At 66.4% G+C, this 21,273-nt stretch carries 18 protein-coding genes; 9 read left to right on the top strand and 9 right to left on the bottom strand.

What is annotated here, in order from left to right:
- From murC to lpxC, 6 genes are all read left to right on the top strand, one after another.
- Positions 1-1,458 (top strand): UDP-N-acetylmuramate--L-alanine ligase, encoded by a 1,458-nt coding sequence (murC, locus tag DCD74_RS08135; protein ID WP_112926869.1) that lies wholly within the window; start codon positions 1-3, stop codon positions 1,456-1,458.
- Positions 1,451-2,428: a D-alanine--D-alanine ligase gene (locus tag DCD74_RS08130; RefSeq protein ID WP_112926868.1), complete on the top strand. Its 978-nt coding sequence runs from the start codon at positions 1,451-1,453 to the stop codon at positions 2,426-2,428. The genes murC and DCD74_RS08130 overlap by 8 nt, the downstream gene beginning before the upstream one ends.
- Entirely contained in the window at positions 2,425-3,162 is a 738-nt protein-coding gene (locus DCD74_RS08125; RefSeq protein WP_112926867.1) for a cell division protein FtsQ/DivIB, read from the top strand. The genes DCD74_RS08130 and DCD74_RS08125 overlap by 4 nt, the downstream gene beginning before the upstream one ends.
- A complete protein-coding gene (ftsA, locus tag DCD74_RS08120) occupies positions 3,159-4,406 on the top strand; it encodes a cell division protein FtsA (protein ID WP_112926866.1) in 1,248 nt (415 codons plus the stop codon). Before DCD74_RS08125 ends, ftsA begins: the two co-directional genes overlap by 4 nt.
- A gap of 141 nt (positions 4,407-4,547) precedes the next feature.
- Positions 4,548-5,798 carry a cell division protein FtsZ gene (gene ftsZ / locus DCD74_RS08115; protein ID WP_112927747.1) on the top strand — a complete coding sequence of 417 codons (1,251 nt, stop codon included), beginning with the start codon at positions 4,548-4,550 and terminating at the stop codon, positions 5,796-5,798.
- 211 nt (positions 5,799-6,009) lie between these two features.
- On the top strand, positions 6,010-6,933 hold the full coding sequence (lpxC, locus tag DCD74_RS08110) for a UDP-3-O-acyl-N-acetylglucosamine deacetylase (protein WP_112926865.1): 924 nt from the start codon (positions 6,010-6,012) through the stop codon (positions 6,931-6,933).
- 150 nt (positions 6,934-7,083) lie between these two features.
- On the opposite strand, the gene DCD74_RS08105 is transcribed toward lpxC, so the two are convergent.
- Positions 7,084-7,509 (bottom strand): DciA family protein, encoded by a 426-nt coding sequence (locus DCD74_RS08105; protein WP_162615948.1) that lies wholly within the window; start codon positions 7,507-7,509, stop codon positions 7,084-7,086.
- Here DCD74_RS08105 and DCD74_RS08100 point away from each other — a divergent pair.
- From DCD74_RS08100 to DCD74_RS08090, 3 genes are all read left to right on the top strand, one after another.
- Positions 7,508-8,392 (top strand): M23 family metallopeptidase, encoded by an 885-nt coding sequence (locus DCD74_RS08100; protein WP_112926864.1) that lies wholly within the window; start codon positions 7,508-7,510, stop codon positions 8,390-8,392. The two genes, DCD74_RS08105 and DCD74_RS08100, sit on opposite strands and share 2 nt — an antisense overlap.
- A gap of 157 nt (positions 8,393-8,549) precedes the next feature.
- Complete coding sequence (gene secA, locus DCD74_RS08095; RefSeq protein WP_112926863.1) at positions 8,550-11,288, top strand: preprotein translocase subunit SecA; 2,739 nt, start codon at positions 8,550-8,552, stop codon at positions 11,286-11,288.
- A 102-nt stretch (positions 11,289-11,390) separates the two neighbouring features.
- On the top strand, positions 11,391-12,362 hold the full coding sequence (locus tag DCD74_RS08090) for a Nudix family hydrolase (protein ID WP_112926862.1): 972 nt from the start codon (positions 11,391-11,393) through the stop codon (positions 12,360-12,362).
- On the opposite strand, the gene coaE is transcribed toward DCD74_RS08090, so the two are convergent.
- The 8 genes from coaE to DCD74_RS08050 all read right to left on the bottom strand — a co-directional run bounded on the left by coaE (position 12,363) and on the right by DCD74_RS08050 (position 21,174).
- Positions 12,363-12,983 (bottom strand): dephospho-CoA kinase, encoded by a 621-nt coding sequence (gene coaE, locus DCD74_RS08085; RefSeq protein WP_112926861.1) that lies wholly within the window; start codon positions 12,981-12,983, stop codon positions 12,363-12,365.
- 4 nt (positions 12,984-12,987) lie between these two features.
- Positions 12,988-13,854 carry a prepilin peptidase gene (locus DCD74_RS08080; RefSeq protein ID WP_112926860.1) on the bottom strand — a complete coding sequence of 289 codons (867 nt, stop codon included), beginning with the start codon at positions 13,852-13,854 and terminating at the stop codon, positions 12,988-12,990.
- Positions 13,855-13,857: 3 nt separating this feature from the next.
- The gene (locus DCD74_RS08075; RefSeq protein ID WP_407072233.1) at positions 13,858-15,063 is read right to left on the bottom strand and encodes a type II secretion system F family protein; all 1,206 of its coding nucleotides are present in this window, start codon (positions 15,061-15,063) and stop codon (positions 13,858-13,860) included.
- Between the two features lie 72 nt (positions 15,064-15,135).
- On the bottom strand, positions 15,136-16,866 hold the full coding sequence (pilB, locus tag DCD74_RS08070; protein ID WP_112926858.1) for a type IV-A pilus assembly ATPase PilB: 1,731 nt from the start codon (positions 16,864-16,866) through the stop codon (positions 15,136-15,138).
- Between the two features lie 60 nt (positions 16,867-16,926).
- Positions 16,927-17,256: a prepilin-type N-terminal cleavage/methylation domain-containing protein gene (locus tag DCD74_RS13130; RefSeq protein WP_112926857.1), complete on the bottom strand. Its 330-nt coding sequence runs from the start codon at positions 17,254-17,256 to the stop codon at positions 16,927-16,929.
- A 214-nt stretch (positions 17,257-17,470) separates the two neighbouring features.
- Entirely contained in the window at positions 17,471-17,836 is a 366-nt protein-coding gene (locus DCD74_RS13205) for a prepilin-type N-terminal cleavage/methylation domain-containing protein (RefSeq protein ID WP_112926856.1), read from the bottom strand.
- 229 nt (positions 17,837-18,065) lie between these two features.
- Positions 18,066-19,523 carry a sigma-54-dependent transcriptional regulator gene (locus DCD74_RS08055; protein WP_112926855.1) on the bottom strand — a complete coding sequence of 486 codons (1,458 nt, stop codon included), beginning with the start codon at positions 19,521-19,523 and terminating at the stop codon, positions 18,066-18,068.
- Between the two features lie 31 nt (positions 19,524-19,554).
- Entirely contained in the window at positions 19,555-21,174 is a 1,620-nt protein-coding gene (locus DCD74_RS08050; RefSeq protein ID WP_112926854.1) for a sensor histidine kinase, read from the bottom strand.
- Between the last annotated feature and the right edge of the window lie 99 nt (positions 21,175-21,273).

Here is a 21,273-nt window from a genome sequence, read left to right as displayed (position 1 = left end):
ATGATCAGCACCGTGTTCGAACGCCGCCTGCAGGATCCGGGTGACCTGGCCCGCGCGTTCCGCCGCGTGCATTTCGTCGGCATCGGCGGCGTGGGCATGAGCGGCATTGCCGAAGTGCTGTGCACGCTCGGCTACGAGGTCTCCGGTTCCGACCGCGCCGACAACGCCGCGACCCGCCGCCTGCAGAAGCTCGGCGCGCGCATCGACCGCGAGCACGCCGCCGCCAACGTGCTCGGCGCCGACTGCGTGGTGGTGTCGTCGGCGATCAAGCGTGACAACCCCGAATTGATGGAAGCGCGCGCCCAGCGCATCCCGATCGTCCCGCGCGCCGAGATGCTGGCCGAGCTGATGCGTTTCCGCCGCGGCATCGCCATCGCCGGCACGCACGGCAAGACCACGACGACCTCGCTGGCCGCGAGCGTGCTGTTCGAAGGCGGCAAGGATCCGACCTTCGTCATCGGCGGCCAGCTGCTCGCCGCCGGCGCCAACGCCAAGCTCGGCGCGAGCCAGTGGCTGGTGGCCGAGGCCGACGAGAGCGACGGCAGCTTCCTGCGCCTGAATCCGCTGATCGCCGTCATCACCAACATCGACGCCGACCATCTCGAAAACTACGACAACGATTTCGCCAAGGTGCAGGCCGCATTCGCCGAGTTCCTGCACCGTCTGCCGTTCTACGGGCTCGCCGTGCTGTGCATCGACGACCCGGAAGTCGCCGCGCTGGCCGCCGCCACGCCGCGCCACGTGCTGACCTACGGTTTCAGCGAGACCGCCGAAGTGCGTGCCGAAGGCGTGCGCCAGGTCGGCGCCGCGATGCACTTCGACCTGTGCCTGCCCGATGGTTCCTGCACGCCGGTGGTGCTGGCGCTGCCGGGCCGCCACAACGTGCAGAACTCGCTGGCCGCCGCCGCCATCGGCTGGCAGCTGGGCATCGCGCCGGAAACCATTGCCGAGGCGCTGGCCAAGTTCAAGGGCATCGGCCGCCGCTTCAACCAGCTGGCCGAACTGCCGCTCGACGGCGGCGGCAGGGTCACCGTGGTCGATGACTACGGACATCACCCGAAGGAGCTCGCCGCGGTGTTCGATGCCGCGCGCGGTGGCTGGCCGGAGCGCCGGCTGGTGGTGGCGTTCCAGCCGCATCGCTACAGCCGCACCCGCGACCAGTTCGATGACTTTGCCGCGGTGTTGAGCGATGTCGATGCGCTGGTGCTGACCGAGGTCTATCCGGCCGGCGAAGCGCCGATCGCCGGCGCCGACGGCAAGTCGCTGGCCCGCGCCATTCGCACCCGTGGCCGCATCGACCCGGTGCTGGTCGCGTCGCCCGCCGAGCTGCGCACGGTGCTGCCCGACCTGCTGCGCGACGGCGACCTGCTGCTGCTGATGGGCGCCGGCGACATCGGCGCGGCCGCCCAGCAGATCGCCGCCGAAGGTTTCGCGCGCAAGGAGGCGGGCCATGAGTGAGAGGAGCTTCCCGCCGCTTGCGGTCACCGACGCTTCGCGCTTCGGGCGCGTGGTGGTGCTGCTCGGCGGTGACAGCAGCGAGCGCGAGGTGTCGCTGAAATCCGGTGCCGCCGTGCTGCAGGCGCTGCAGTCGCGCGGCGTCGATGCGCACGCGGTGGACGGCCTGCCGGCGCTGCTGGATGAAATCCGCGCGGGCCGCGTCGACCGCGTCTTCAACATCCTCCACGGCGGTGCCGGCGAGAACGGCGTGATGCAGGGCGTGCTGGATGCGCTCAAGGTGCCATACACCGGTTCCGGCGTGCTCGGCAGCGCGCTGACCATGGACAAGATCCGCACCAAGCAGGTGTGGATCGCCGAAGGCCTGCCGACGCCGAAGTTCGTGCGCCTGCCGGGTGGCGGGCGCGCCGACCGGGGCGCGGAATTGCGCGCGGCGGCCGCGTCGCTGGGCTACCCGGTCTTCGTCAAGCCGTCGAGCGAAGGCTCCAGCGTCGGCGTGTTCCGCGTGCTGACCGAAGCCGACCTCCAGCCGGCCATCGACTTCGCGCTGAAGTACGCCGGCGAGCTGCTGATGGAACAGATGGTGCGCGGCGACGAGTTCTCGGTGCCGGTGATCGCCGGCCGTGCGCTGCCGTCGATCCGCATCGTGCCCAAGGGCGAGTGGTACGACTACAACGCCAAGTACGTCACCGGCGACACCCAATACATCACGCCCGGTCTGGAAGGTGATGACGAAGCGGAGATCCGCCGCCTCGCCGAGGCCGGGTTCGCCGCCGCCGACTGCAGTGGCTGGGGCCGGGTCGATGTGATGCGCGATGTGGAGCGTGGCTTCCAGCTGATCGAGGTGAACACCGCGCCCGGCATGACCGCGACCTCACTGGTGCCGAAGTCGGCGCGCACGCTGGGCATCGAGTTCGACGAACTGTGCTGGCGCATCCTCGAACAGACGATGGGGGAGGCCGCTTCCGCGTGAACGCCTTCCTGCGCATCGTCGCCATCGCCATCGCCATCGGGCTCATCGTGCTGCCGGTGGTCGCGGTGATGAACGGCTGGATCGGCACCGAGCGCTTCCCGCTGACCAAGCTGCGCGTCACCAGCGACGCCCGCCACGTGCCCGATGCCGAACTGCAGAAGTTGCTGGCCCCGTATGCGAAGCAGGGCTTCTTCGCGGTGCGGCTGGACGATGCGCGCAATGCGCTGGCGAAGCTGCCGTGGGTGGAATCCGCCGAAGTCAGCAAGCGCTGGCCGGACGTGCTGGAAGTGCGCATCAGCGAACACCGCCCGCTGGCGCTGTGGGACGAGAAGCTGCTGCTCTCCGAGCGCGGCACGCTCTACCCGCGCGCGGCGATGGGCAACGCGCTGCCGAAGGGCCTGCCGCAACTCGGTGGCGACCCGCGCCGCGTGGCCGAAGTGCTCGCCTTCTACAACCGCTCGCGCGAACTGTTCGCGCCGCTCGGCCTGGGCGTGCGCGAGCTGCGCCAGGACGCGCGCGGCAGCTGGATGCTGCGCCTGTCCGATGGCGCGCAGGTCATCGTCGGCCGCCAGGACGCCGAAGACCGCGTGCGCCGCTTCGCCGACCTGCTGCCCAAGTTGATCGCGCCGGCCGGCCGCGCGCTGCAACGCGCCGACCTGCGCTACGCCAACGGCTTCGCGCTGAAGTGGAGCGAAGCCGTATCCCCCATCGCATTACCCCGGAAGACCGCATGAACCGCAAAGGCGACAAATCCCTGATCGTGGGCCTCGACATCGGCACGTCGAAGGTCACCGCCCTGGTCGGCGAATACGCGCCGGGCATGCCGGTCGAGGTGATCGGCGTCGGCAGCCACGAGTCGCGCGGGCTGCGTCGCGGCGTGGTGGTCGACATCGACTCCACCGTGCAGTCGATCCAGCGCGCGGTGGAAGAGGCCGAACTGATGGCCGGCTGCGAGATCCGCTCGGTGTACGCGTCGATCTCCGGCAACCACGTGCAGTGCCGCAACTCGCAGGGCATGGAGCCGCTGCGCGATGGCGAAGTCACCTACGGCGACATGGAACGCGCGCTGGAAGCGGCGAAGGCGGTGGCGATTCCCTCCGACCAGCGCATCCTCCACGCGATCGCCCGCGAATACGTGCTCGACAGTTCGCAGGAAGGCATCCGCAACCCGGTCGGGATGAGCGGCGTGCGCCTTGAAGTACACGCGCACCTGGTCACCTGCGCACAGTCGGCGGCGCAGAACATCACCAAGTGCGTGCAGCGCTGCAGCCTGTCGGTGGACGACCTGATCCTCTCCGCGCTGGCGTCGAGCGAAGCGGTGTTGACCGATGACGAACGCGAGCTGGGCGTGGTGCTGGTCGATATCGGCGCCGGCACCACCGACGTCGCGGTGTTCGTGCAGGGCGCGATCTCGCACACGGCTTCGCTGCCGATCGCCGGCGACCACGTCACCAACGACATCGCCCACATGCTGCGCACGCCGACGCCGGAAGCCGAGCAGATCAAGGTCCGCTACGCCTGCGCGCTGGCGCAGATGGCGACGGCGGAAGAAAGCATCCAGGTGCCGAGCGTCGGCGACCGTCCGCCGCGCCGCCTGCCGCGCCATGCGCTGGCGCAGGCGGTGCAGGGACGTTACGAGGAAATCTTCGAGATGGTGCAGGCGGAGCTGCGCCGCTCCGGCTTCGAGGAGCTGGTCCGCGCCGGCATGGTGCTGACCGGCGGCGGTTCGAAGATGGAAGGCGTGGTCGAACTGGCCGAGGAAATGCTGCAGATGCCGGTGCGCGTCGGCATCCCCCAACACGTCTCCGGGCTGGCCGAAGTGGTCGGCAACCCGGTGCATGCGACCGGCGTCGGCCTGCTGCTGATGGGCAGCCGGATGGAACAGCCGCGCAGCGGCCGGGCGCTGCTGCCCGGTGGCCGCAGCGGCGGGCCGGAGTGGTTCCGGAAATTGAAGGATTGGTACAGCGGGCAGTTCTGAAAGTGCGGTGCCGCCGGACGGCCGGCGGATGCGAAGGCTTCAAACGGCAACAACAACTAGACCAAGACGCCGGCGTGGCGGCTGCACCGGGTCCGAATCCCGGACAGAGCGACAACCCGGCCCAACAACGAGGACATGGACATGGCAACTTTCGAACTGATGGAAAAAATGGCCCCGAACGCCGTCATCAAGGTGGTCGGCGTGGGCGGCGGCGGCGGCAACGCGGTCGCGCACATGGTCAACAGCCAGGTGGATGGCGTGGAGTTCATCACCGCCAACACCGACTCGCAGGCGATCAAGAACTGCGGCGCCAAGCTGCAGCTGCAGCTTGGCAGCAACGTCACCAAGGGCCTCGGCGCCGGCGCCAACCCTGAAGTAGGCCGCCAGGCCGCGCTGGAAGACCGCGAACGCATCATGGACGCGCTGCAGGGCGCCGACATGGTGTTCATCACCGCCGGCATGGGCGGCGGCACCGGCACCGGCGCAGCGCCGGTCGTGGCGCAGCTGGCCAAGGAAATGGGCATCCTGACCGTGGCCGTGGTCACCAAGCCGTTCCCGTTCGAAGGCCGCCGCCGCATGCAGGTGGCGATGAAGGGCATCGAGGAGCTTTCGCAGCACGTCGATTCGCTGATTACCATCCCCAACGAGAAGCTGATCACCGTGCTCGGCCGCAACGCGACGATGACGCAGGCCTTCCGCGCCGCCAACGACGTGCTGCAGGGCGCCGTGCAGGGCATCTCCGACCTGATCGTCCGCCCGGGCATGATCAACGTCGACTTCGCCGACGTGCGCACGGTGATGAGCGAAATGGGCCTGGCGATGATGGGTACCGGTGCCGCCCGCGGCGACGACCGCGCCCAGGCCGCCGCCGAGGCCGCCATCCAGAACCCGCTGCTGGACGATGTGAACCTGGCCGGGGCCAACGGCGTGCTGGTCAACATCACCGCCGGCCCGGACTTCACCATGGCCGAGTTCTCCGAGATCGGCCAGACCATCGAGGAGTTCGCCTCCGAGGACGCGACGGTCATCATCGGCACCTCGCTCGACCCGGACATGCAGGACGAGGTCAAGGTCACCGTGGTCGCCACCGGCCTCAACCGCAATGCCGCGCGCCAGGCGCTGCCGCGCAACGACTTCGGCTTCGAGCCGGTGCGCAAGCCCAAGCCGCAGATGGAGATCGTGCCGAACGTGCAGGTCGCCAAGCGCGACGGCACCACCGGCCTGCCGATCGACGACGTCCCGGTCGCCGCGTTCAACCCGGCCCAGGGCCTGGCGTCCGGCCTGCGCCGTGGCGCCGCGGCGCAGGCGGCGGAAAGCGCGCCGGTGGCGGCTGACTTCGGTGGCGCGGATTACCTGGACATTCCGGCGTTCCTGCGCCGCCAGGCCGACTGATCCAAGCAGAACAACCGCCCGAGGGTGATCCCCGAGGGCGGTGATGCGGCAAAACCGCATCGACCCATGTCTGTCCCTTTGCGTCGGGTCGGCTGACCCGACGCCTTTCTCCGCCAGCCCCCGCCAGACAAGGGCTTACGGCGGTGTTCATCCGGCCGCGTGTTAACCTGCACGGTCGGAAAAACGCGCCTGTTCAGGATCCAAACCACCGATGACCCGCCAACGCACCTTGAAGAACGTGATCCGTGCGACGGGCGTCGGGTTGCACAGCGGCGAGAAGGTCTTCCTGACGCTGCGCCCGGCCCCTATCGACACCGGTATCGTGTTCCGGCGCGTCGATCTGGATCCGGTCATCGAAATCCCCGCCCGCGGCGACCTGGTGAGCGAAACCACGCTCTGCACCGGCCTGTCCTGCGGGCCCGCCAAGGTCCAGACCGTCGAGCACCTGTTGTCGGCGATGGCCGGCCTCGGCATCGACAACGCCTACGTGGAACTGTCCGCGGCCGAAGTGCCGATCATGGACGGCTCGGCCGGTCCCTTCGTCTTCCTGCTGCAGTCCGCCGGCATCGCCGAGCAGGACGCGCCGAAGCGCTTCATCCGTATCCTCCACCCGGTCGAAGTGCGCGAAGGCGACAAGTGGGCGCGCTTCACCCCGCACGACGGCTTCCGGCTCGACTTCACCGTGGAGTTCAACCACCCGGCGATCCCGGCCGCGCAGTCCAGCGCCGGCATCGACTTCTCGACCTCCCGCTACATCAAGGAAGTCAGCCGCGCGCGCACCTTCGGCTTCATGCACGACCTGGAATACATGCGCGAGCGCAACCTCGGGCTGGGCGGGTCGATGGACAACGCCATCGTGCTCGACGAGTTCCGCGTGCTGAACGAGGACGGCCTGCGTTACGCCGACGAATTCGTCCGCCACAAGATCCTCGATGCCGTCGGCGACCTGTACCTGGCCGGCCACGCCGTGATCGGCGCCTATGCCGGCTTCAAGTCCGGCCACGCGCTCAACAACAAGCTGGTGCGCGCCCTGCTGGCCGAGACCTCGGCCTGGGAAGAAGTGACCTTCGAAGGTCCCGAAGACGCCGGCCTGCCGGCGATGTACGCCGCGCCGGGCAACCCCGCGCTGGCCTGAACCGTGTTTTTGGATGGATGACCGTTCGTCGGATGGCGGACCGGTTTCCGGGGCCATTCCGGTTCGTGAAACGGTTGTTTAACAAATTCAACGACTTGCGCGTTTACCCTACGCGCCCCGATGGATGTGGAGGCCGCGTGAAAGCGGCTTTCAGTCCGGATCGCCGAGCAGCCTGATCGCCTCTTCGATGGCTGCACGCGAGGCGGGGGATGCCGGTTTTTCCGGCACGGGGCGGGGAATCGGCGCGGCCTTGGCCACGCGTATCTCGACACGCTCCACCGTGAGCCCGATGGATCGGGCTGCCTGCAGGATGTCCTCGCTGGAAAACCGTGCGCGGTTGGCCCAGGCGGGGGCGTCGGCACGCAAGGACAGACGCCCCTGCACCACGTTCGCCACGCGGATGTGCGGTGCCAGGGACACCGGAAGCTTCGGCCGCAGTTGGCGGTCCACGGCTTCCAGCCACATGGCGCGGCGCAGGGTATCGCCCGCGGGCTCCCGCAGCACGGCATCAAGCGCCGGCTGCAGGCCGGAGGTGCCGGCCCGGGAACCGGAAGACGAGGAACCAGATTCAGACATGCAACAGAAACTCCACGTGTTTTCACAGCATACGCGCGCGGCCACGGCCGGCGTGCGCCGCTTCATCCGCCGCCAACCGTGGCTGGCTTCGGCCTGCCTGCTGGTGGCCGGCCTGTGCGGCGGGGTGGGGGCGATGCAGCTTCTGCCCGACCATGCCTCCGCCCAGCAGGCGGCGCTGAGCCGCGATGCCGCGCAGCGCGAGCTGAACGCCATGGCCGCGCGCCTGGCCGAGCTGCAGGCAGAGACCACCCGCCTCAACGCACTCGGCCAGCGCCTGGCCCGCGATGCTGAACTGCCGCAGGGTGAATTCGATTTCGCCAAGCCGGTCGGCCAGGGCGGTGGCGGCCCGGTGCACGACATCGCGCCGGCCGAGCTGTCCGGCGGCATCGACCAGCTCGACGCCGGCCTGCGCAGCTCCGGCGTGCAGCTGAGCGCGCTGGAATCGCTGCTGTTCAACCGCCAGCGCGACCGTGCCCAGCTGCCGTCCGGCACGCCGGTCGCCGGCAGCTACATCACCTCCACTTTTGGCCTGCGCGCGGACCCGTTCGGTGCCGGCGGCCAGTTCCACAAGGGCATCGATTTCGCCGCCGACTACGGTGATCCGGTGCTGGCCGTCGCCGATGGCGTGGTCACCTTCGCCGGCGACCGTTCCGGCTACGGCCATGTGATCGAGGTCGACCACGGCAATGGCTACGTGACCCGCTACGCCCACAACTCGGCGCTGAGCCGCCGCGTCGGCGAACTGGTGCGCGCCGGCAGCGAGGTCGCCAAGGCCGGCTCCACCGGCCGCTCCACCGGCGTGCATGTCCATCTGGAAGTATGGAAGGACGGCGCCTATGTCGATCCGGGCCGCTTCATCGGCAAGGGCACCACGCACGGTTGAGCGCGAGCGGGCCTTGAGACGGCGGCTGCGCGCCTCCACTACAATAATGAGTTGCCGGAGGGCGCCTTGGCGCCCTTCGTCCGTTTTCGGCGGCGCATCGTGCCCGCCTCCATTTCCAGCGTGCGCGTCCCCCGCGCCGCGCCAACCGGCCCAACGCATGTTCAACAGCTTGCTCACCCGCGTCATCGGCAGTCGCAATGACCGTCTCCTGAAACAGCTCGACAAGATCGTCGCCAAGACCAACGCGCTCGAGCCGCAGATGCAGGCGCTGTCGGACGCCGAACTGCAGGCCAAGACCGGCGAGTTCAAGCGCCGCCACGCCGAGGGCGAATCGCTCGACAAGCTGCTGCCGGAAGCCTTCGCGGTCTGCCGCGAGGCCAGCGTCCGCGTCATGGGCATGCGCCACTACGACGTGCAGCTGGTCGGCGGCATGGTGCTGCACATGGGGAAGATCGCCGAAATGCGCACCGGCGAGGGCAAGACCCTGGTCGCCACGCTGCCGGTCTACCTCAACGCGATTTCCGGCAAGGGCGTCCACGTCGTCACCGTCAACGACTACCTGGCCCGCCGCGACGCCGCCCAGATGGGCAAGCTCTACAACTGGCTGGGGCTGTCGGTGGGCGTGGTCTACCCGGGCATGCCGCATTCGGACAAGCACGCCGCCTACGCCGCCGACATCACCTACGGCACCAACAACGAATTCGGCTTCGACTACCTGCGCGACAACATGGCGCTGTCGAAGGAGGACCGTTTCCAGCGCGGCCTGAACTACGCCATCGTCGACGAAGTGGACTCGATCCTGATCGACGAGGCGCGCACGCCGCTGATCATCTCCGGCCCCACCGACGAATCGCAGGACCTCTACATGAAGGTCGATGCGGTGGTGCCGCGCCTGACCCGGCAGGAGCAGGAAGATGGCGTCGGCGACTACTGGGTCGACGAGAAGGCCAAGCAGGTCCACCTGTCGGAAGGCGGGATGGAACACGTCGAGTCGCTGCTGCGCGCCGGCGGCGTGCTGGGCGAGGAAGACGCGCTGTATGCCGCGCACAACATCCACGTCGTCCACCACCTCAATGCGGCGATGCGCGCGCACGCGATCTACCAGCGCGACGTCGACTACATCGTCCGCGACGGTGAAGTGGTGATCGTCGACGAGTTCACCGGGCGCACCCTGCCGGGCCGCCGCTGGTCCGACGGCCTGCACCAGGCGGTCGAGGCCAAGGAACGCGTGGCGATCCAGCGCGAGAACCAGACGCTGGCCAGCATCACCTTCCAGAACCTGTTCCGCATGTACGGCAAGCTGGCCGGCATGACCGGTACCGCGGACACGGAAGCCTACGAGTTCCAGAGCATCTACGGGCTGGAGGTCATCGTCATCCCGACCCATCGCCCGATGATCCGCAAGGACCACCCGGACTTGGTCTTCCTCAACCGCGCGGGCAAGTACCGCGCCGTCGCGCGCGAGATCAAGGAAGCGCACGAGCGCGGCCAGCCGGTGCTGGTCGGCACCACGTCCATCGAAGTGTCGGAACTGCTGAGCGATTACCTCAACAAGGAAGGCATCCCGCACGAGGTGTTGAACGCCAAGCAGCACGAGCGCGAGGCGATTATCGTGGCCCAGGCCGGCCGCCCGAAGTCGGTGACCATCGCCACCAACATGGCCGGTCGCGGTACCGACATCGTGCTCGGTGGTTCGCTGGAAGCCGAACTGGCGCAGATCGAGGCCGAGACCGGCGCGCCGGTGGATGACGCCACGCGGGCCGCGCGCAAGGCCGAATGGCAGCAGCGCCACGAGGCGGTCAAGGCCGCGGGCGGCCTGCACATCATCGGCACCGAGCGCCATGAAAGCCGCCGCATCGACAACCAGCTGCGCGGCCGTTCCGGTCGCCAGGGTGACCCGGGTTCGTCGCGCTTCTACCTGTCGCTGGAAGACAACCTGATGCGCATCTTTGCCGCCGACTGGGTGCAGAAGATGATGGAGCGCATGGGCCTGAAGGAAGACGACATCATCGAAAGCCCGCTGGTGACCAAGCAGATCGCCAACGCGCAGCGCAAGGTGGAAGCGCACAACTTCGACATCCGCAAGAACCTGCTGGATTTCGACGACGTCAACAACGACCAGCGCAAGGTCATCTACAACCAGCGCGATGAGCTGCTGGAAGCCGACAGCATCAGCGACAACATCGAGGGCATCCGCGGCGACGTGGTGCAGGCGATGGTCGAGCGCTTCGTGCCGCCGAACTCCATCGACGAGCAGTGGGACCTGCCGGGCCTGGAAGCCGAGCTGGCGAACGAGTTCGGCCTGCAACTGCCGCTCACCGAGATGCACAAGAGCCGCACCGAATGGGATGCCGAGCAGGTGCTGGAGGAAGTGCAGCAGGCGGTGACCAAGCTGTTCACCGACAAGGAAGCGCAGGTCGGCAGCGAGACCATGCGCATGCTCGAAAAGCACCTGATGCTCAACGTGCTCGACCAGAACTGGAAGGAACACCTGTCGCGCATGGATTACCTGCGCCAGGGCATCCACCTGCGCGGCTACGCGCAGAAACAGCCGAAGCAGGAATACAAGAAGGAAGCCTTCGAGCTGTTCAGCGAGATGCTGGAGACCGTCAAGCGCGAGGTCACCACGCTGCTCGCCAAGGTGCGCATCCGCAGCCAGGAGGAGATCGACGCGATCGAGGCCGAGGAGCGCCGCCTGGCCGAGCGCCTGCAGCAGCAGATGCAGTTCCAGCATCCGGGCATGGGCGGCTACGGCGCGGACGAGGAAGGTGCGGACCGTCTGGGTGCCGCCGACTTCGAGGACGGCCAGGCAGTGATGGCGAGCGTGGGCCGCAACGACCCGTGCCCCTGCGGCTCCGGCAAGAAGTACAAGCACTGCCACGGCCAGCTGGGCTGATCGGCCCTCCCTGATCCACGCGACGGCGCCGGCGATCCCGGCGCCGTTTGCGTTTCCGGGCCTTCGTGGGAAGCTGTAGGCCCGCCGCCGCCCCGTTTGTCGATGCCCACTCGTCCCGCCGATGACACGCCCGCGATCCACGTCATGGCCGGGGTGATCACCGATGCGCGCGGCCGCGTGCTGCTGGCGCGGCGCACGCAGGGCAGGGACCTGGCCGGGCTGTGGGAATTCCCGGGCGGCAAGGTCGATCCCGGCGAAACCCCCGAACAGGCACTGGCCCGCGAGCTGCACGAGGAACTCGGCATCGATGCGGATGTCGGCGCCCACCTCATCACCGTGCCGCAGCAGATGCCGCACAAGCGCATCCGGCTCGATGTCCGGCGCGTGCCGGTGCATCGCGGACGGGCGCGCGGGCTGGACGGGCAGGCCCTGGCCTGGGTGCCGATGGACAAGCTGCACCGCTACGCCATGACGCCGGCGGACCGCCCGGTCGTCGCCGCCTTGCTGGAGACCGACTGTTATCTGGTCACGCCTTCGCCGCACGATGTCAGCGATGGCGCCTGGCTGGCGGGGCTGGATGCCGTGCTGGCCGCCGGCATCAGCTGCGTCCAGCTGCGCGGCCCGGATGTGGGCGCCGGACGTTGGCGCACGCTGGTCGCCGAGGCCGTGGCGCGCTGCCACGCGCATCGCGCCGAAGTGCTGGTCAGTGCCGATGAAGCATTGGCGGAGGCACACGGCATCGGCCTGCACCTGCCCGCCGCGATGTTGATGAAGCGCCGCGCGCGCCATTTCCCCGAAGGCCTGAAGCTGGCCGCCTCCTGCCACGACGAGCGCGAACTGCGCCATGCCGAAGCACTGGGCTGCGATTTCGCCGTGCTCGGTGCGGTGCAGGAGACTGCAAGCCATCCGGGCAGGCCCGCGATCGGCTGGAACGGTTTCGCCGCCCTGCGCGAGCATGTCTCGCTGCCGATCTACGCTATCGGCGGGCTCGGGGTGGGGGGTGTGGAAGAGGCGCGCCTGCATGGTGCGCAGGGGATTGCCGCGATACGGGGGCTTTGGCCGAGCGTTGGCTGATCAGGCGATGGCTTCGGCCGCCAATCGCCGGTACAGCCGATGCAGATCGGCGATATGCGCCTGCAGGTCGGCGAGGCTGCCTTCGTTGTTGACGATGTCGTCCGCGATCGCGCGACGCACCTCGCGGCTGGCCTGCGCCGCGATCATGCGGGTAGCCAAGGCCGCATCGATGCCGTCTCGCTGCATCAACCGCTGTGCCTGCGTTTCCGGCGCGACATCGACCACGACTATCCGGTCCAGCCACGGGTAGGCGGATCGGCCACCGCCTTCGGCCAGCAACGGGATGGAGGCGATGGCGATGTCGCCGGGGGCAGCCGACGTACGCACTTCCAGCTCTTCGCGGATACGGGGGTGGAGGATCGATTCCAGCGCGACCTTGTCGCCGGGATTCGCGAAGATGCGCCTGCGCAGGGCCGGGCGGTCGAGGCGGCCAGCGGCATCGAGCACTTCAGTCCCGAAATGCTCGACGATCTCCGCGAGCGCCGGTTGGCCGGGCTCCACCAGTTCGCGGGCGATGACGTCGGCATCCACCACCGCGACACCGAGGCCGGCGAAGCCCGCATCCGCCGCGCTCTTGCCCGACGCGATGCCGCCCGTTAACCCGACCCGGAACCGGGCCACCGGCTCAGCCGTCCAGCCCGCTCAGGCGCATGTACTGGCCGATCAGCACGTCACCCCACATGAACACGATCCAGCCGGCGATGGCCAGATACGGCCCGAACGGCAGCGGCGTCGCCTTGTCGCGGCCCTTGGCCGCCAGCCAGATCGAACCGACGATCGCGCCGACCAGCGACGACAGCAGGATGGTCGGCAGGATGCCCTTCAGCCCGCACCAGGCGCCGATGGCCGCCAGCAGCTTGAAATCGCCGTGGCCCATGCCTTCCTTGCCGGTCAGCTGCTTGAACAGCCACCAGACCAGCCACAGGCTGCCATAACCGACCATCGCGCCGGCCAATGCGGTCTTGGGCTCGACGAACAGGCGTTCGTGCGCCGCGATGAAACCGAGCCACATCAGCGGCAAGGTGAGTGAATCCGGCAGCAGTTGGGTGCGGACATCGATGCCCGAGGCCGCCACCAGGAACCAGGTGAACAGCATCGCGCCGAAACCCTGCCAGCCAAACCCGAAGCGCCAGACGCAGGCCAGCGTGAGCAGCATGGTCAGCAGCTCGACCAGCGGGTACTGCAGGGAAATGCCGGCGCCGCAGTGCCGGCACTTGCCGCCCTGGACCAGCCAGCTCAGCAGCGGGATGTTCTCGTACCAGCGCAGCCGCGTCTTGCAATGCGGGCAGTGGGAGGGCTCGATCGCGATGCCGGGCGGCGGCGGGTCGTAGATCTCCGGCTGCTCCAGGATCTCGCGGGCGTCGCGCTTCCACTGCCATTCCATGCGCCGCGGCAATCGCAGGATGACCACGTTGATGAAGCTGCCGACCACCAGGCCGAGCGCGGCTGCCGCCGGGAAGCCCAGCGCCAGATTCTGGTCGAGGAAGGCCATGCCTCAGCCGGAAACGACGGAGGCCAGCTTGAAGATCGGCAGATACATGCCGATGACCATGCTGCCAACCAGCACACCGATGATGACCATCACGAAGGGCTCGATCAGGCTCGACAGCGCGTCCACCGAATTGTTGACCTCCTGCTCATAGAATTCGGCGACTTTGATCAGCATGGCATCGAGCGCACCGGCTTCTTCGCCGATGGCGGTCATCTGCACCACCATGTGCGGGAACAGGTTGACCTGCTTCATCGCCATGTTGACCTGATAACCCACGGACACGTCATCGCGCATGCGATAGACAGCCTTTTCATAGACGCTGTTGCCGGTCGCACCCGCTACCGTGCCCAGCCCTTCCACCAGCGGAACGCCTGCTGCGAAGGTGACGCCCAGCGTGCGCGCAAAACGAGCAATCGCGGAGTTATTCATTATCTGACCGATAACAGGCACTTTCAGAACTATACGGTCAAGAAAGTGCTGAAAAGCAAGCGAGCGCTTGTAAAAAAATATAAATGCGGCAATGCCCGTTGCGACGACTAGCAAGAAAAGCCACCACCAAGAAACCATGAACTTGCTTAGAGTGACGATAATCTGCGTAAATGCCGGCAACTCTGCACCAAAGCTTTTAAAGACCTCTTCGAACTGTGGGACGACGAATATCAACAAGATTGAGCTAACTAAGAGCGCAACAGCGATGACCATTGCAGGATAAAAAAGCGCTTTTTTTATTTTCCCTTTAAGGGTTTCTAGATTTTCTTTATAGCTAGCGATCGTTTCTAGAACTGTCTCTAAAACGCCGGCGCTCTCGCCAGCCTTTACCAAGTTGCGATAAAGTTCATCGAATTGCACTGGGTATTTTGACAGCGCCTCGTAGATTGATGAGCCTCCTGCAATATCAGCTCGCAATGCATTCACCATGCTACCCATGCGCGGGTTCTTCTGTCCGCTGCCGATGATCTCAAGCGCCTGGACGATCGGTACTCCGGATTTCATCATCGTTGCCAGTTGGCGACTAAATACTGCGATTTCTCGAGCGCTGATCTTCTTGCCGGCGGCGCCGAACAATGGCTTGGCCTTGGGCCGGACCTGGGTCGGGGTAATGCCTTGGCGACGCAGTTCCGCACGCAGCAAGGCCTCGGTCTTGGCCTGCTGCTCGCCCTTCATCACCGTGCCACGCTTGTCCGTGCCCTTCCAGGTAAAGGTGGGCATCGGTGCCTGTTGGACGCCGCCGGTGGCGGAGTTGGGGCGGGAAATGGCTGAACGGGTGGCCGACATGTGGGTTTAGTCCTTGGTGACGCGGTTGATTTCCGTAAGGCTGGTCACGCCCTGCTTGACCTTGAGCATCGCCGACTGGCGCAGGTCATTCACGCCGGACCGTTGCGCGGCCGCGGCGATCTGCATGGCATTGCCCCCTTCCAACACGATGGCCTGGATCTCTTCGGTCATCGGCATGACCTGGTAGATGCCAGTGCGCCCTTTATACCCTTCCGTGCATTCACTGCAACCGCTGGCCTCGTAGACCTTGAGCCCGGCCGCGATTTCCTCGTGGGTAAAGCCCTCGGCCAGCAGGGCGTGTTCGGGCAGCTTGGCCTCGCGCTTGCAGGATGGGCAGAGCCGACGGGCCAGGCGCTGGGCGATGACCAGGGTCACCGAACTGATGATGTTGAACGGTGCGATGCCCATGTTCATCAGGCGGGCAATGGTCTGCGGCGCGTCATTGGTATGCAGGGTGGACAGCACCATGTGACCTGTCTGGGCGGCCTTGACGCCGATCTCGGCAGTCTCCAGGTCGCGGATTTCGCCGACCATGATCACATCCGGATCCTGTCGCAGGAAAGAGCGCAGCGCGGCGGCGAAGGTCATGCCGGTCTTGGTGTTCTGCTGGACCTGGTTGACGCCGGGCAGGCGGATTTCCACCGGGTCTTCGACCGTCGAGATGTTGCGGGTGTCGTCGTTGAGGATGCCCAGTGCCGTGTACAGCGACACGGTCTTGCCGGAGCCGGTCGGGCCGGTGACCAGCACCATCCCATAGGGCTTGTGGATGGCGTCGAGGAAGAGTTTCTGCTGTGCCTCCTCATAGCCCAGCTTCTCGATGCCCAGCTTCGCCGCACCGCCATCCAGGATACGCAGCACGATCTTTTCGCCAAACAAGGTGGGCAGGGTGCTGACGCGGAAGTCCATCTGCTTGGTCTTCGACAGGTTCAGCTTGATGCGACCGTCCTGAGGGACGCGCTTTTCGGCGATATCGAGCTGGGCCATGACCTTGAGGCGGGCGGCGATGCGGGTATGCATCTTGTTGGCCATGCGGGTAACACTGCGCAGTACGCCGTCGATGCGCAGGCGCACGCGGTAGCTCTCTTCATAGGGTTCGAAGTGGATGTCAGAAGCGCCCCGGCGGATGGCATCAATCAGAATCTTGTTGATGAACTTGACCACGGGCGTGTCGTCATCACCCTTGGCATCGACGCCCTGATCGCCACCATCCGCGTGATCTTCGGCGACATCGAGCGTGTTCAGGTCGTCGTCGCCACCGAGCAAGTCACCCAGCGAGTCGCCCGTGGCCTGCCAGATTTCCAGCGTGCGCTGCAGGGTATCGATGTCCACCAACACCGGTTCGACTGCCAGGCTGGACTGGAACTTGATCTCATCCATGCCCTGCAGGTTGGCGGGATCCGCGGTGCCCACAAAGAGCCGGTTGCCGCGCTTGAATAGCGGCAGCACCTTGTGCTTCTGGATCAGCTCTTCGGAAACCAGCTTGAGGGTTTCCGGGTGAGGGGGCATTGCACCGGGGTCGAAGATTGACAGTCCGAATTCCATCGCATTCGCGGCGGTCAGTTGGGCGGGGGTGACCAGCTTCTCGCTGATCAGCCATTGGGCGATGGGGATGCGGGCCTTGGCCGCGGCCTCCTGCGCTGCTCGCGCGCCATCGATCTCCAATGCGCCATCCATCGCCAAGCGACGGGTAATGCCGGTGATACCGACCAGATTTTGGGTATTCGGCTGTGCGTTCATGAGTTCACTCCAAGCAAGCAAGAACTTTACTGCAAGTATCTGGCTTGTTGTTGTGTGCCGTTACTGCAGAGCGCAATGCCCGTTATTCATGTCACAGGTGACCGAACGGGTGCCCGGTGATTGCGCCGTGCCGGTGATGGCCGTGCCAATCGCCGTGGCGGTGTCGGCAGCGCTACAAGCGCTGGCCGGAGGAGCGACTGGAGCCCCGCCATTATGTAGCTCAGCCAGTGCGACTGTGGCGTAACTCTTCATTTCAGCCAAGCAGGCTGATTCGGCTGCGCGGGCGCGATAAGCGTTGTAGGAAGGCAGCGCGATAGCCGCCAAAATCCCGATGATCGCCACCACGATCATGAGTTCGATCAAAGTGAAACCCCGTTGTGCATGACTCACTAGATATTCTCCTAAGCCCCTGCGTCACGCCTAGGGATATTACTTGGCCTCGCTGCGTTATTGTGGATTCGCGTCAGACAAATAGCAGCCATGGCACTGCTGAAAATCGACCATGACATTCAAGTTTTGGATAAAACAAACCCCGCATATGCGGGGTTTGTTGTTAGGCAATCGTGTGCAAAGGCAGTACTGCGCACACGAGGGGCCAACCGCATCAGGGGGTGGCGGTGGTGCAGGTGCCGGATGCCAGGCTGCACGTGGTCGTGGCAGCAGGCAGTGCCGGCGGACGCGGAACGAAGACGGACGCAGCGTTTGCAGCCACTTCGTTACCCGTGGTGTGACCAGTGTGGCCACCGCTGCTGCTCAAGCAGGCGCCGGCCGGAGCGGCTGGAAGGGCCATGGAGGCATGGTTGGCCGCAATCCACGCATTGACCCAAGACTTGGCTTCGCCAGCGCAGGCATTGGTGGCCGAACGCACGCGATAGTTGTTGTAAGCCGGCAGCGCGATGGCGGCCAGGATGGCGATGATCGCGACAACGATCATCAGTTCGATCAGGGTGAAACCGGATTGCTTCTTCATTTGTATATCCCCAGGGAAAAGAATGGAACATCACGTGCCCCGTGGCCGGCTTGCCGGTCCGTGGGCTGCCGTGCGACAGGCACGTGCAGGGAGAACTATGCACAACCCGTGCCAGTCTTGGAAGGGGCTGGAATCACGGATTTCTTACAAATCGGCCAGCCACGGCCCGAAAAATGTGCCCTGGAGCGTCAGTTTTCGCGCTTCGGGGGCCATCCGGTGCAGGGCTGGCCTAGTCGATCCCCAGCTTCTTGAGCTTGTAGCGCAGCGCCCGGAAGGTGATGCCCAGCTGGGCGGCGGTCTTGGTCTTGTTGTAGCGGTTGGCCACGAGCGCCTGCTCGATGACCGTGCGCTCCATCTTTTCGATGGCGTCGGGCAGGGCCTTGCCGGGCTCGATGTCGATCGCTTCCGCGACGACGGATTCAACGGGCATGGTCGCCTCCTGCGTGGGTACCGGCGCAGGTGCGGGGCTGTGTTGCGCGGAAGGCACGGTGGCAGCTGCCGCCGGCAACCGCAGGTCCTCGGCCTGGATGACATCGCCTTCGGCCATCGTCATCGCACGCTCCAGGATGTTCTCCAGCTCGCGCACGTTGCCGGGAAATGCGTAGCTGGCCAATGCCTGTTCCGCGGAGGTACCCAGCCGCGGCGTCGCCACGCCGTGCGCGCCGGCCAGCCGGGTCAGGATGCCCTCGGCCAGCGGTTGCAGGTCGTTGCCGCGCTCGCGCAGCGGCGGCACGCGCAGCTCGATCACGTTGATGCGGTAGTAGAGGTCGTGGCGGAACTTGCCTTCCTCCACCAGCTTGGCCAGGTTCTTGTGGGTGGCCGAGAGCAGGCGCACGTCGACGTCGATCTCGGTGGCGGCGCCGACCGGGCGCACCTTCTTTTCCTGGATGGCGCGCAGCAGCTTGACCTGCATCGGCATCGGCAGCTCGGCTACCTCGTCCAGAAAGAGCGTGCCGCCGTTCGCCGCCTGGAACAGGCCTTCCTTGTCGGCATGGGCGCCAGTGAAGCTGCCTTTCTTGTGGCCGAAGAACTCGCTTTCCATCAGCTCGGCCGGGATCGCGCCGCAGTTGACCGGGACGAAGGGGCCACCGGCACGTGGGCCGAGTTCGTGGATGCTGCGGGCGGTGAGTTCCTTGCCGGTGCCGGATTCGCCCCAGATGTAGACCGGCGCCTGGCTGCGCGCGACCTTGGCGATGGTCTGGCGCAGCGCGTCCATGGCCGGCGAGTCGCCTTTCATCATCGCGAAGGCGCCACTGTCCGCCGCACCTGCCGGCTTTTCGCCCGGGGCGGGCGCGGTGGCCGCGTTGCCGCGCTCGGAGCGGAGCTTCAGCGCGTGGCGCACCAGGTCGCGCAGGGCGTGCAGGTCGACCGGCTTGGCGACAAAGTCGAACGCGCCGGCCTTCAGCGCTTCCACCGCCGCTTCGACGTTGCCGAACGCGGTGATCATCGCCGCCGGGGTCATCGGGTAATGCGCGCTGATGTGGGCAAGGATCTCCATGCCGTTGCCATCGGGCAGGCGCATGTCGGTCAGGCAGAAATCGAAGGGCTGCTGGGCCAGCTGCTGCTTGGCCGCGCCTACCGTGGCCGCGGTTTCCACGCGCAGGCCCATCCGGGTCAGGGTCACCACCAGCAATTCGCGGATGTCGCGTTCGTCATCGACCACCAGTGCGCATTGAGTTGTGGTCACGCGTTACTCCGGGTTTGCGTCGGGTTTCATTCTAGCGGGCCGGGTGGGCATCCGCCTTGGGCAGGGTGAGCCGGAAGCAGCTGCCATTGGCGCGGCGCATGTACTGCAGGTCGCCCTGGTTGGCGCGGGCCAGTTCGCGGGCGATGTAGAGGCCGAGCCCGGTGCCGTGGCTTGAAGTGGTGAAGAAGGGATGGAACAGGTTCTTGCGCGCCTGTTCGGGGATGCCGGGGCCTTCGTCCAGCACATCGATGGCGAATTGCGTGCCCTGCGTATGCAGGCGCAGCGTCATCTTCGCCGGTTCCTGCGGCATGCGGCCGTAGTAGCGGGCGTTGCTGACCAGCACCATCACGATCTGGTGGATGTGCTTGGGGTCGGCCAGCGCGGTCTGCGCGGCCAGCGGCGCCTGTACGTCCAGCTCGTCGTTGTCGAGCGGGAAGCCGGACACGTACTCGGCCACGAAATCGCGCAGCATCTGCGAGATGTCGAACACCTGCGGATGCGCCTGCTCGCGGCGGGCGAGGCCCAGCACGCTGTCGATGATGCCGTTCATGCGCTGGATCTGCTGCTGGACGATGTCGAGCATCCGCCGGTCCATCACGTCCAGGTTGCTCGATTCGCTCAACAGCTGCGAGGAATACTTGATCGCCGACAGCGGGTTGCGGATCTCGTGCGCCAGGCTGGCGGAGAAGCGCCCGAGCGTGGCCAGCGTGATGCTTTCCGCGCGCCGCGCCGCCTGCGAGGTATCTTCCAGGAACACCAGCACTTCGTCGCTGCCGGGGTGCAGGTGCAGGAACTGCGGCTCGATCTGGCGGGCCTCCGGGCCCATCGAGATCGGCGCGCGGGCGGTGGTCGGGTCGCGCTCCCAGGCTTCCATCTGGCGCCGCAGTTCGGGCTGGGCCAACAGCAGCGAGCGCCGCCCGGGCGTGGCCGGCAGCTGCAGCAGTTGCATCGCCGCCTCGTTGCTGCTGCGGATGTCGCCTTCCTCGTCGACCACCAGCACGCCCATCGGCAGGCGCTTGAGCATCTGCTCGTTCAAGGCCGAAAGTTCCAGGATCTCCTCCTTGCGCTCGCTGGCGATGCGCTGGGTGGAGAACAGCTTGGTGCCGATGCGCCCCAGGATCAGCGCGATGAACAGCAGCGCCATCGAGATGTAGCCGAGTGCGAAGATGGACAGGGTATTGACCGCCGGCCCGTCGCCCACCGATCCGGGCGCGAAGAAGAACCGGTGCGCCACCAGCGTCAGGATGCCCAGCAGCGCCATCAGCAGGCCGAAGCGCAGGTGGATGAAGAGGGCGGATGCGGCGATCGAGGTGATCAGCATCAACATCACCATGCCCATCGCACCGGGCGCGGCGGCCAGCACGAAGTTGACGTAGACGATGTCGAGGGTGGCGCCGGCATAGAACTGCCAGTCCGCGCGCATCCTGCGCAGGAAGGAGATGCCGAACATCGCCAGCCCGGCGCTGACGAAGAGTGCGCTGGCGACCTGGCCCAGTTCGGGGTTGGCGGGCGTCCAGTACAGGCCTTGGCCGCCGGTCATGAAGGCCGCGAAGACCGCCAGCCCCTGGTAGATGCGGAACACCCAGTAGAGGCGGATTTCCTCGCCCAGCAGGTGGAAGGGCACGGGCAGCTGGCGTTTGGGCTGTTGCATCGCGGGTCCGGCGCTGGCCTCGGGTCGGCACCGAAGTATAGGCACGGCCCCGTGCCCGGCCGGGGCCGGTTTTGCCCGGCACGGCCGCATCGGCGACAA

Origin of the sequence: Lysobacter oculi, from assembly GCF_003293695.1 — a bacterium.
Classification (GTDB): domain Bacteria; phylum Pseudomonadota; class Gammaproteobacteria; order Xanthomonadales; family Xanthomonadaceae; genus Solilutibacter; species Solilutibacter oculi.
The sequence above is the reverse complement of the archived record's forward strand: the minus strand, read 5'-3'. Positions and strand labels throughout refer to the sequence as shown.